The organism is uncultured Lutibacter sp., assembly GCF_937891065.1.
GTDB lineage: Bacteria > Bacteroidota > Bacteroidia > Flavobacteriales > Flavobacteriaceae > Lutibacter.
In genome coordinates this window covers 1-13,436 of record NZ_CALAEQ010000052.1, presented here as the reverse complement: position 1 = coordinate 13,436, position 13,436 = coordinate 1, and the positions used below count along the sequence as shown (strand labels likewise).

At 30.5% G+C, this 13,436-nt stretch carries 7 protein-coding genes; all 7 read right to left on the bottom strand.

The genetic code is table 11. From position 1 onward, the window contains the following. Positions 1-176: 176 nt before the first annotated feature. Complete coding sequence (locus Q0352_RS03255; RefSeq protein WP_299523553.1) at positions 177-2,687, bottom strand: DUF5686 and carboxypeptidase-like regulatory domain-containing protein; 2,511 nt, start codon at positions 2,685-2,687, stop codon at positions 177-179. Between the two features lie 212 nt (positions 2,688-2,899). After that, entirely contained in the window at positions 2,900-3,457 is a 558-nt protein-coding gene (gene frr / locus Q0352_RS03250) for a ribosome recycling factor (RefSeq protein ID WP_299523550.1), read from the bottom strand. 24 nt (positions 3,458-3,481) lie between these two features. After that, positions 3,482-4,189 (bottom strand): UMP kinase, encoded by a 708-nt coding sequence (gene pyrH, locus Q0352_RS03245; RefSeq protein ID WP_299523547.1) that lies wholly within the window; start codon positions 4,187-4,189, stop codon positions 3,482-3,484. 56 nt (positions 4,190-4,245) lie between these two features. After that, a complete protein-coding gene (locus Q0352_RS03240) occupies positions 4,246-6,324 on the bottom strand; it encodes a family 20 glycosylhydrolase (RefSeq protein WP_299523544.1) in 2,079 nt (692 codons plus the stop codon). Positions 6,325-6,333: 9 nt separating this feature from the next. Next, positions 6,334-8,262, bottom strand: coding sequence for a glucosamine-6-phosphate deaminase (gene nagB / locus Q0352_RS03235; protein WP_299523541.1), 1,929 nt, complete (start codon positions 8,260-8,262; stop codon positions 6,334-6,336). A 157-nt stretch (positions 8,263-8,419) separates the two neighbouring features. Next, positions 8,420-9,997: a RagB/SusD family nutrient uptake outer membrane protein gene (locus Q0352_RS03230; protein WP_299523538.1), complete on the bottom strand. Its 1,578-nt coding sequence runs from the start codon at positions 9,995-9,997 to the stop codon at positions 8,420-8,422. Between the two features lie 5 nt (positions 9,998-10,002). Further along, positions 10,003-13,095 (bottom strand): SusC/RagA family TonB-linked outer membrane protein, encoded by a 3,093-nt coding sequence (locus Q0352_RS03225; RefSeq protein ID WP_299523535.1) that lies wholly within the window; start codon positions 13,093-13,095, stop codon positions 10,003-10,005. Positions 13,096-13,436: the final 341 nt, after the last annotated feature.

Here is a 13,436-nt window from a genome sequence, read left to right as displayed (position 1 = left end):
GTATTAGAAAAACGCATGTACTGCATTTGTGAAGCCAAAAAGCATGTAAAAGCTGTTATTAATACAAGTATAGTATATCTTTTAGTTAAGATTACTCTAGAAACCTGAGTCCAAAAATCCATTCAACCGTTTTTTGCAAAGTTATAAAAATAGTTGAGCTTTTAACATCTAGACTCTTAAAATCCTAATCGCAATCTGTACGTTAATTTTAATGCTAAATTATCGCTCCATTCAGGGTTTTTGTAAGCTCCATATCTATAAAAAGCACTCAATCCAAATCCTTTAAAAAGGCTGTTTAATTCTAAACCACTTTCAATATATCCCTTTTTTAAAGTTTTAAATTCTAAACCATTGTGATAAGTAGCATTATCAATATTACCAATTGCTGCTCTTGTAACCAATGTTAATTGTGGTTTAAACTTTGAAGTTATTTTAAATGAAGTTATTTGATGTTTTAAATGAACTGCCACAAATCTATCTGAAATAAATTCGTTGTACCCCATAGTCTCAAAACTATTTGTTCCTGCAAGTGTTACCCGTTTTCTCCACGGGTTTTTAAAAGTATAATTTGGAGTTGAGTTGTAAAGGTGAGAAATTGGAGCGTCACCAAATAAAATACCACCTTCAGCCAAAACATGTGTTGTAGCTCTTCTAAGTTGTTTAAATTTATGTAAAACTCTAAAGTTTATTTGAGTAAAATCAAAATCACTTTCTAATAAATTTTCAAAACTTTTAGTAAGCTGAAACGTAAACTGGGGGAATTCATTTTTAATCGTTAATTTTCCAACAGGTGAATTCATGTATTCACTTTTAGGATTGTATTGCAATCCCAAAGTAGCAGTTGTTAATTTATACTCTGATAAATTTTTAGTGGGTGATATAAACTGATACTCAAATAGCGGTTTGTAATCACCAGAATTTAATTGAAGTTTTGCTTCTAAATTTGGTTGTATATCATGTTTTAAATAGGCGCTTACAGTTTTATAATTATAGAATTTACTAACATTTAAGTTTCTTGGATTGATTGGAGAAAATGAAGTGTTTTCAGCAATAAAATCTAAAGCTGCCGCTTCTTTTATATCGTTTGTATAGTTAGCTCCAAACCAAGTATTTGTTTCTTTATTTAATCGAAATGAAGACCCAACACTATATTTAAAATCAGTGTCTTTTGTACCGTATGCAACATAAGATTCAATTTCAAATTTTGATGAAAAGTTTTTGTTAGTTTCACCTCCAAAACCAACTCTTAATCCTTCATAATTATTTAAGTTAATAATTTTACCTAGATTCAAATTAATGTATTTTGTTGGGTAGTAGCCTTTTAAAATATTTCGAGCTAAATTAATTTTTTTATCAACTTTATCTTCCTTTGCTAAACTATCTAAAACTATATAGGTGGTTTTTCCACGTTCTGTTATTGAATCAGTTCTAAATTTATCCCAAAATTCTTCTTTTTGTTTATGTGCATCATCATTAAATTGCATAGTTGATGCCGACTGTTTTACAATAACAGGCGTGTTGATTTTAATGTTAGAATTTGTTGATGTTGAAATAAAATAGGTAATATCTCCTGGAGTATTTTTGCGAGTATTTTTGATACTGTCATTTTTTTTATTTTCACTAAATTTTACAGCACCTCCAAACAAAGAAATATTTTCATCATTATCACCTTTTTTAAGTATTATATTCATATCATTTGGGAACCAAATGTTATAATCCTCTATATAATTATAATTTTGAATAGCCTTTATATTTACAATACCTTTGAGTTCAGCCATAGCTTTTGTAATTGCAAAACTTTTCATATCTATGTATAAAACACCTTCTATTCCTAAAAATTCTTTCTTTTCTTTTGGTTTGAAATAGATCAGTATAGAATTTCCGTTTTCAGTAGAAACAGTGTCTAAAATTTTATAATTGTATTGTTTTAAAGCATTGTTGGCAATTGGGTTGGTGTATTTTGTGCCAGCAACCACATACACTTCATTATAAAAAGAAAAATCTTGAAATGTAATTGCTAACAATTCATAAATAGGTTGTTTTAACCCGGCCATTCTTGAAGCTAAAATCACTTCTTTTTTCTTTTTCCCCTTTTGAAATTGAAACTCAGAAATTTTTTCAGAAATGTATAAATGTTGTTTATCAATATCTTTTTTAAATTTATAATTTGAAGAATCTAATTTTTTAAATTGTTTTTCACCTTTTTTAACAACAAAAACTGAATCAATTTTACCACTTATAGAATCAGGATTTGCAGTAACTAAAATTTTATTGTACGTATTAAATTTGAAGGAATTTAATGATTGTTCTATGTTGTTTCTTGGTTTATTTTTAATGGCATTTCTAATAATTTGCAGCGCAGGATTTTCTTTTGCAGTGATTAAAACTTCTTTTAAATTTTCTACGGAAGCTTCTAATTTTATACTAATAAATCTATCATTAATCGCAATAGGAACAGTTACAGATTTGTAACCAACATAAGAAATGGTAATTTGATGAAATGAATTTTTTGCTTTTATATAAAATTCACCATCAATATCAGTCAAAGTTCCAAAATTAGTATTAGTTACAACTGAAGCAAAAGGAAGTGGTTGTTCGGTTTTACTATCAACCACAATTCCTTGAATTTTATTTTGTGAAATAGCAAATAAAGGAATAATGAATACTAGTAATAGTAAGTTTCTCATTTAATAAATTTTTTCGGAACCTGACAAATATAACCTAATTCAAAAATAAATGAATCAAGACTTATTTTTATTTATGATAAGTTTAACGCTCAAAAATTAAAAATATTTTTAAACATGAACTCCAATTAATATGATAGATCCGTAAAATAAAAATCCCTCCAATTAAAAAAAGGAGGGAAGTTATTATTCTTAAAATAATGAATGTTTTAAAACTAAACTTTCATTATTTCAATATCTTTAAGTTTATAGTGCTCATCAACTTGACTTATAAAATTATCAGTTAAGTTTTGAATGTCAGCTTCTGCATTTGATTTCATATCTTCTGAAGAGTCTTCATTTTTCTTAATTTCATTCATGGCTTCTCTACGATCGTTTCTAATACTTACTTTTGCATATTCAGCAGCAGCCTTTGCTTGTTTAGAAAGTTCTCTACGTCTATCTTCAGTTAAAACAGGTACGTTTATAATAATAATTTCACCATTGTTCATAGGATTAAAACCTAAGTTAGCAATCATAATTGCTTTTTCAATGTTGTGTAACATGTTTTTTTCCCAAGGTTGAACTGTAATTGTATGTGCATCCATAGTTCCAACATTTGCAATCTGTGAAAGAGGTGTTTGCGCACCGTAATAATCTACAGTAACACTTCCTAACATTGCAGGACTTGCCTTTCCGGCTCTAATATTTCTGAATTCTTTTTCTAAATGTACAATAGCATTTTGCATTAATTCTTTTGTGCTATCTATTATAAAGGCTAATTCTTCATTCATAATTGAAAAATTTAATTTATATATTTATTTATCAACTTTTGTTCCAATATTTTCTCCCGAAATTACTTTTTCAAGATTTCCTTTTATATTCATGTCAAAAACAACCATAGGTAAATTATTTTCTTGACTTAAAGCAAAAGCGGTCATATCCATCACTTTTAAACCTTTACTCATAACATCTTTATAAGTAATTGAATCAAATTTAATAGCGTCTTTAAATTTCTCAGGATCTGAAGTGTAAATACCATCTACGCGAGTTCCTTTTAAAATAACATCAGCATCAATTTCAATAGCTCTTAAAACTGCTGCAGTATCTGTTGTAAAATATGGATTTCCAGTACCACCACCAAAAATTACTACACGTCCTTTTTCTAAATGGCGAACAGCTCTTCTTTTAATAAAAGGTTCAGCAACTTGCTCCATTTTAATAGCCGTAAGTAATCGGGTTTTAATTGCTTCATCTTCAAGCGCACTTTGCAAGGCTAAACCATTAATAACAGTTGCAAGCATTCCCATATAATCGGCTTGAACTCTATCAATACCATTACTTGCTCCAGCTACGCCTCTAAAAATATTTCCACCACCAATAACTATAGCAACTTCAATACCTTTATCCACAATTTTTTTAATTTCTTGTGCATACTCAGCTAAACGAGCTGGGTCAATACCGTATTGGCGGTCTCCCATAAGAGCTTCACCACTTAATTTTAAAAGTATTCTTTTATAAGCCATAATTTATTTAAAAGTTATGCAAATATAAGAAATACTTTAGAAGTATAAATTAAATGTTATTGTTGAATTGAAGGAATATTAAGTTCTATTTTACACTTATTTTGTTTTGAGAAAAATTCAATAAGGTTTTTGAAAGATTTTAATGATGCAAATTCAACATCAGATTTAGGTTTCTTTAATTCTAAATATTGATTTTTAATTTTTTGATAATTAGAATATTTTAAGCTTTCACCTTCCAAAATTAGAATTAAACTTTTTGAAATTTCTGATAAATTCTTTGATAATGGTTCAAGAGTTTTAAGAATTGGATTACTTTTTTGAATTTGTAAAAACAATTCATAATTAGTAGCCCAATCTTTTAACATAATCAAAATTTCTTTTTTAAATCCCGTTTTTTTTTCAGAAAGATATTTGTTAACTAAATTGTTAAAAATAATTGCTTCAGAAGCATCAGCGGTGCAAGCATCAGCAAATAGTGTAAATGGAGAATACGTTTTATATTCAACTCCTCCTTTATTTCGTGTATATATTTTTAAAGGTTCATAAACTTTAGTCAGTTTTACTAACGCTTCAATATTTTGATTGCTGGTAATATTTCTTAAAATAACATCTCTGTTTCTAATATGGGTTATTCCTAGCTCTTCCAATCTAAAACTTATAGTTTCCAACCTTTTGTACATATTAGATATGTCAACTATTTCTTCAGAGGACCAAAAACGTTCAGCTATTGCAGCAGTTCTTGGCCACAATCTAGAATCAATATTTAAAGGTGTTACCAATTCACTCCACATGGTTGCTTCTCCACCTAAAATTCTGGCTTTTTCTTCGGCTGTTAAATCATTGTTTTTTGTTAGAGGATCTACTAAATAATGCTCACTAGCAGGCTGCATTAAATCTATATAGTACCCATTTGAAAGCACTGTTGCATGTCCTTTTTTAGCAGCTTTCATTAAAGAACTTCCTTGAGTTATACCTTCGTTAGTACCTTTCCAAGAATGAATTAATGCTGTTGTTGGCATTTTATCAGTCATTATTTCTTCCCAACCCATTACTAATTTCCCATGTTTTGCTAAAATTTCTTCTAAACGAATATTGAAATAAGTTTGTAAATCATGATTGGTTTTCAAGTCATTTTTTTGCATAAATTCTTGAATTCTTAGGTTTTCATCCCAGTGTTTTCCTTCATTTTCATCACCTCCAATATGAAAATATTGATCAGGGAATAGCATTGCCATTTCTCCAAATAAATCTTCTAATATTTCGTAAGTTTTTTCATTTGTAGGGTCTAATGTTGGATGAAATATCCCAGAAAATCGTTCAATTGAATAGCTAGTGTCTTTACTTCCAATTTCAGGATATGCAGTTAAAATTGCAGTTGCATGACCAGGAACATCAACTTCAGGGACAACTCTAATACCTCTATCAGAAGCATATTCAACTACTTCTTTAATTTTCTCTTGCGTGTAATACAAACCATCTGACCCTAATTGGTGTAATTTAGGATGTTTTTTAGATTCAATTCTAAACCCTTGATCATCCGTTAAATGCCAGTGTAAAACATTCATTTTAACCGAAGTCATTGCATCTAAATTTCGTTTTATAACGTCAACAGGTTGAAAATGACGAGCAACATCTAACATTAAACCACGCCAAGTAAATCTTGGAAAATCATGAATTGTAACTTCAGGAAAAAAATAGGATGTTTCGTTATTATCAACCAATTGCAATAATGTTTCTAAGGCATAAATTACTCCAATATCCGTAGTTGCTTCAATACTTATTTTTGTAGGTGAAACTTTTAATTCGTAAGATTCATCTTCATTGATTTCTAGTTTTCCGGCTCTTTTATATGAAATTTCAAGCGATGCATTTTTTATTTTATCTGCATTAAAAGCAAATCCATTTTCAAAAAAAATACCTGTTCTACCAGTTAACCTTTGAATAAACTTGGTAGTAGCAATATCAATTCTTTTTGTTGATTTTTTATTTACATTAATTGTAAAATTTGGATCTATTTTAAATTGAGTTGAGCCAATGGATACTTCCTGTGGCCAAGGCATTAAATTCATTTCTTTAGATTGACTTATGCCAGAAATTGAATAAAATAATATAAAAAGGAATGTGATATTTTTCATATTTAAATTTTAATAATAGTATCTTTTAAAAGCTTCTAAAGCGGCATAATCTGCCAAACCTAATTGATGATATTTTTGTGCGGTTTCATTATTTCTTTCCTCAGCACGCACCCAAAACTCTCGAGTATCATTTCCTTGAAACATGACTCCATCTTTTTGAGATTGATGAAAGAAAATGGCTTTCCTTTTTCTTAATACTTGGTCTGGGCTCATTGGTACTGCCATTTCAATTTGGTGAATATCCCACTCATGCCAAGCACCTCTATATAACCAAACCCAACAATCATCCATATATTTTTCGGATTTTAAAATTTCTAAAGCGGCAAAAATGGCATCTAAACAAACTTTATGAGTTCCGTGTGGATCCGCTAAATCACCTGCAGCATAAATTTGATGTGGCTGAATTTTAGCAATTAAATTAGTTACAATATCTATATCTTCTTTCCCAATTGGCTTCTTTTTTACGGTACCTGTTTCATAAAAGGGAAGGTTTAAAAAATGAACGTTTTCATCTTGAACTCCAACAAAACGAGTTGCCGCTAAAGATTCTCTTTTTCTAATTAAACCTTTTAATTTTCTAACTTCTATAGCGTCTTCAATTTCGTCACTTTTTGATTTTAGTTTTTCAATAATAACATCAATATTTACGCTTCCAGAATTTACATCTTTCACTACTTCGGCATATTTTAGAGCTTCATAATCTGAAACCGCAATATTACCGGATGTTTGGTATGCTACATGGACTTCATGTCCTTGTTCAACTAAACGATCAAAAGTTCCACCCATAGAAATTACATCATCATCAGGATGTGGGCTAAATATAATAACTCTTTTTTTATTTGGATTAGCTCTTTCAGGTCTTGAGGAATCATCAGCATTTGGTTTTCCTCCTGGCCATCCAGTTATAGTGTGTTGCAATTTGTTGAACATTTTAATATTTATATCATAAGCTGAACCCTCTTGTGATAATAAACTAGACATCCCATTATTGTTATAATCTTTATCCGTTAGCTTTAAAATAGATTTTCCAGTTAATTTACATAACCAAATAATGGCTTTACTAGTTAGTTCTTTACTCCAAACACATGGCCCAACCAACCAAGGTGTATTTAAACGTGTTAAATCTTGAGCTGCTTCATCATTTAAAATAAAGGTGGTGTTTGTATGTTCTTGTAAATATGTTGCTGGTACTTCTGAAGTAATTTTCCCTTCAATGGTTTCTTTTACAATTGAAGCTTTGTTATGTCCCCATGCTAATAAAACAATTCTTTTCGCCTTCTTAACGGTGCCAATACCCATTGTAATTGCTTTTCTAGGAACGTTATCAATTCCTAAAAAGGAAGGTGCAGCATCTACTCTGGTTAAATGATCTAATGTAATACTTCTTGTACCCGAATTATAATGTGATCCAGGCTCATTAAAACCTATATGACCTGTTCTTCCTATTCCCAATAATTGGAAATCTAAGCCACCACATTCTTTAATTTTCATGTCGTAATCAATACAATATTGATGTAATTCATCAATTGAAACTGTTCCATTAGGAATATTAATATTTTCTGGCTTAAGGTCTATATGGTTAAATAGATGTTGGTGCATAAAATAATGGTAACTATGTACACTATTTTTATCCATCGGATAATATTCATCTAAATTAAAAGTGATAACATTTGAAAAAACAAGTCCTTCTTCTTTATGCATTCTAACCAATTCTTCATACACCTTTATTGGAGAAGAACCTGTTGCAAGACCAAGTACACAAGGTTTATTTTCTTTTTGTTTTGTTCTTATTAATTCTGCAATTTCATGTGCTACACAAATAGATGCTTCAACCGAATTTAAAAAAACAATATTATGTATTTTTTCAAATCTTGTATCTTCAAATTGCCCTGGAGTTTGATGTTTAATACTTATGATAGTTTTCGTTCTTGTTTTCATAAAAAAGATAATAATTATAATGTAAAACTATTGAATAAATAATTTTTTAATTTAATTTTTCGACCAAAAGCAACTATAGGTCTATAAAAAACAAACGGGAGTGGTTAGCTCTCCGTTTGTTTACATTAATTAATCAAATTACTTATAAAAAGAATCATTAAAAGTTACTTCCTGCAACATCCCACCAAAGTCTAGTTCCTCCATTATCTGGTCCGTTTAAATAACCAATAGCAGTAGTAACATTTGTTCCATTAGTATTAACCTCGTTACTTACAAAGTTTATTCTTCTAATTTGAATATTTGTATCAATTGTTCCTCCACTATTATTTACAACTACAGGGTAAATTTTTGGGTATCCAGTTCTTCTAAACTCGCTCCAAGCCTCTTGTCCATCAGGGAACATTGCAATCCATTTTTGGGTAATTATTTGCTCTAATTTTTCTTCATTAGTTCCGCTCGCATTAAAGGCTATTTTAGGATTACTTGCATATGCAATATTGTTTACTGGGTTTAATGCATCCACAAAATCTGCCGGTGTACTTGTGTTATCTACTAAATAAGCATCCACACCTGCAACGCTATGTTGTGCAAATGAAGCTTTAATTCCTGCTTCATAATTAGACATTGCATTGCCCGAATTTGACCAACCTCTTAAAGCTGCCTCTGCACGTAAAAACCAAATTTCTGATGCTGTCATCCATTGAATAGTTTCACCATCAATTACACTTCCTATGGAAGAATGATTAACATATTGACCTTTTGCTTCAATAGCAATTCCCATTCTAATTCCTTTATAAGCACCTGCTAAAGAAGGATCTTCTGCTGGATTAAAATATTTTTCAATTCTATTATCATTAAACCCTTTTAAAATAGATTCCATTTCAGCACTCATTCTAATATCTCCCCAAGAACCACTAATGGTAGCAATTGGATGAGAAAAACCAGTGTTAATTTTCATATCCATCGTTTCTAATAAACCTGCATTACTAGCTAATGAAAGTTCACCTTGTGTTTTTGCTAAAGCAGGATTCTTTTTAACAATTCTCATTGCTAATCTTAACCGTAATGAATTTGCATATTTTCTCCATTTCGAAATATCTCCACCTAGCGTAGACATATCAAAAGGAATAAACTGCGCATCACCTTCAAAAGCTTCTAACCCATCAATTGCAGCACCTAATTCATTAAAAAATGCCTCATACGCTACTTCTTGAGAATCATATTCTCCAGTTGTGGTATAATCATCAAATTTTGTATAACGAATTGGCCCATAAATATCTGAAACTCTATGCATTGCTGAAACTCTAATAATAGTTGCTAAATGCACAAATTTCACACCAGACTCATCTCCACCAACGGCTACTGCATTTTTAACATCTAAAGCAAATGGCATTACGCTTCCATAGGCATCTCCCCAAGGGAAACCATTCCATCCATCCACCAAAGAATAGGTCATGTTATTCACATTTCCAGCAAATGGAGTTGGAGGTGTCATATATCCTGAATACACGTCACCAATTAGCCCTTGCTGTAATTGATAATTCCAAGCTGGAGTTACATTAAAAACATTTAAAAACATTGGAGTAAACGAGCCTCCAATATGATTGTTCATTTGAGTCAAACTTTGGTTTGAAATTCCATTTGGATCTGTATTGATGTCTTCAAAATCACCCGTACAGTTTAGTAAACTAACAGCTGCAATTGCTGTTAATGTATATTTTATAAGTTTATTCATTTTTTTTAGAAATTTACGTTAATGTTTAATCCTATACTTCTTGTAGATGGCTGACCATAAATATCAACACCTTGTAATCCTATTCCCGTACTTGAAGCAATATTTGGGTCGAACGGAGCATCTTTATAAATAAAGAATAAATTGTTTGCTATTACTGATAATCTCATATTTTCAACAAAACTCTTTTCGAATTTTAAATTATATCCTAATGAAATTTCTCTTAAACTAACGTTTGTTGCATCATACACATATTCACCTAATAAACCTGCTCTTCCTCCTGTTTTTAAATAATAATCTTGCGCCGACATTTGTTTAGCTGCCCCACTAGTATCAACAACATTTATCATTCCTCCGTTTGTATTTCTTGCGTTAGCAGAAGCTTGAGAAACACCATAAAAATCGTTTACAGATTCTGTAACACTAACTACTTCACCACCAAATTTTGCATCAATTAAAAGATTCAATGAGAAATTTTTATAATCGAATGTGTTGCTCCACCCAAAAGTAAAATCTGGTTGTGCGTGTGCGATAGTCTCAAAATCAGTAGTTTCTAATGTTAAACTTCCAGCATCATCCGTTACAATTGGCAAACCTTCTGCATTTCTTTTAACTGAACGACCTCTTATACTACCAAAATCTTCGCCTTCAATTAATGAATATCCATAACCATTAACACCTGGAGCAGTTAAAATTGCTTCTCCGTTTTGTAAGGAAGGATGTACAGAAACGACTTTGTTTTTATTGGTTGCAAAGTTTAACGTTGTATTCCAATTAAAAATATCACCCACTATTGGTTTTGCATTTAACACAAGCTCTATTCCGCTGTTTGAAATTTCACCTGCATTAACAATATTTTGTACATAACCGTTTACGTTTGGTTCTGCTGCAATAAAAAATATTTGATCGGTAGTTTTTGAATTGTAGTATGTAAAATCTATTCCTAATCTGTTGTGGAAAAAACGCCATTCAGTACCAATTTCAAATGATTTTTGTTCTTCAGGTTTTAATGTTTCACCTTCTTTTACGCCAAATAATGGCTTTGTGAAATTTCCTTGCCCAACCGGAATTGAGTTTAAAGGAATTGTTGCATACGCTGGAATATCTTTACCAACAACCGCATAAGATGCTCTAATTTTTGCAAATGAAATATTTTCTGGCATTTTAAACATTTCAGACAATACACCTGTTGCACCAACTGAAGGATAAAAAAATGAATTTGTATTTGTATTTACTAATGTTGAAGACCAGTCACTTCTTCCTGTAACATCTAAAAATAATTTGTTTTTATATCCAAAATTTGCAGATCCAAAAACAGATTGAACTTCTTTATTTGATATTGATTGTCTCATATCATTTGTACTCGCGAAGTTTCCAATTGTAAATACGTTTGGATATGTTAATCCTCTTCCTGTACCTGAATCTAACAACAATTGATCACCAACAGAATACTTGGTTAAACTTGTACCTAACACTCCAGAAAAAGTAAAGTCTTCAGAAATATCTTTGCTATATGATGCAATTAAATCTATGTATTGCTGTGTGTTTTCCGTTTTTTCTAAAATATATCTACCTGTTGCTGGTACAAAAGTTAAATCGCTACCGGCATACATTCTTTTATCAAAAGTAAAAAATGATTTATCGAAACTTCCTCTAGATTGAATAGATAAGTTATCATTAATTTGATATTTTACACTCACATTAGCAAGTACTCTTTGCGCTATATCTTTACTTGGATTTCTATTAACTAGCCAATATGGATTTTGTTGAATATTTTCATCAAATGAGGTGGCATATTGATCCATCATGTTTGTTGATGTATTAAAATATTCAAATTTAGTTTTGTATGAGTTTAAGTCAATTCCAACTGGATTTAAATATAAACCAGTTAATGGGTTTGAGTATAATCCATTCGTTGAACGGTTCCAAATTCTTTGATCTGACACATTAATATTTGCTGAAACTTGAATTTTATTATTTAAAAAATTAGCTGTTTCACGCAAGTTTAAATTATTTCTCACCATGCTATTATTTGGCATTACACCTGCAGCAGTTGTGTTTGCGTATGAGAAAAAAGTCTGTGCTTTTTCATTACCCGCTGTTAAAGAAATAGATTGAATAGCTGTATGACCTGTTTTAAAGAAATCATTAACGCTATTTGTTAATCCGCTTTTTTTAGCTCCCCAAGATTTAGGATCCGTTACATTACCATTATCTGCAATTGGTTGTCCAACTGAATTTGATTGGTACTCTGTTTGTAACTCTGGTAAAGAAACTACATCATCAACAGTAATACTTGAACTAAAGTTTACCTGAACTTTTCCATCTTTTCCGCTTTTAGTTGTAATCAAAATTACACCATTAGCACCTTGACTTCCGTATAAAGCTGCTGCAGAAGCACCTTTTAAAACCGACATACTCTCAATATCATCTGGATTTAATAAAGACAACGCATCTCCACCATCTCTATTTCCAATTTGACCTCCAAAAATACTTGTTCCTGGTTCTTCTCCATTTTGCCCGTTTCCGCTGTTTAACATTGGAACACCATCAATAACATATAAAGGATCATTATTTGTTGTGGAAGAATTCCCTCTTAAAACCACTTTAGAAGCTCCACCAACACCCGATGAGCTTTTGGTAATAGTTAAACCAGCTGATTTTCCTGACAAACTATTAATTGGATTTGTTTGTTTTACTTTTGTTAAATCATCTCCCTTTACTTCTTGAGCAGAATATGTTAACGCTTTCTTCTCTTTTTTCATTCCTAAAGCAGTAACAATAACTTCATTTAAACTTAATGCATCATCTGCTAAAACAATATTTAATGTAGTAGCATCTGCAACATTTACAGGTTTTGTTTTCATTCCAATAAATGAAAAAACAAGCACATCGCCTTTTGAAGCTTCTATACTGTATTTTCCATCAAAATCTGTTTGACTTCCTTTGGTTGTTCCTTGTATAACAACATTAACTCCTGGTAGTGGAGTGCCATCTGATTCAGCAGTTACTGTACCAGAAATTGTTTTCACTTGCGCTGCTACTTCTTGAATAGAAGCGAGAGAAAAAATCATAATTAATAATGGTATTAATTTTTTCATAAGTATATATTAGTTAAATTTTGTTTGATAAACATAAATACAATAAAAGTATATTTAAAAAAAAATCTATCAATAACATAAAAGAAACAATGAAAAGCAGATTTTTCGTTATTAACGAAAATATTTTTTGTTAAATTATATTTTTATGCTTAAATGTTTTGCTATCAAAAAAAAAACTTATAATTTTTCACAAAATTTAACATCAAAAATATTCAATATTTGAGCTTCTATAAATTAAAATGGCTTGAAAATTCAAGCATCAAAATACCATTGAAGTATCATTTATTTTTTTGGTTAGGTTATTTCTCATTTAATGTTGTTAGATGGGGGAGTTATTTTCA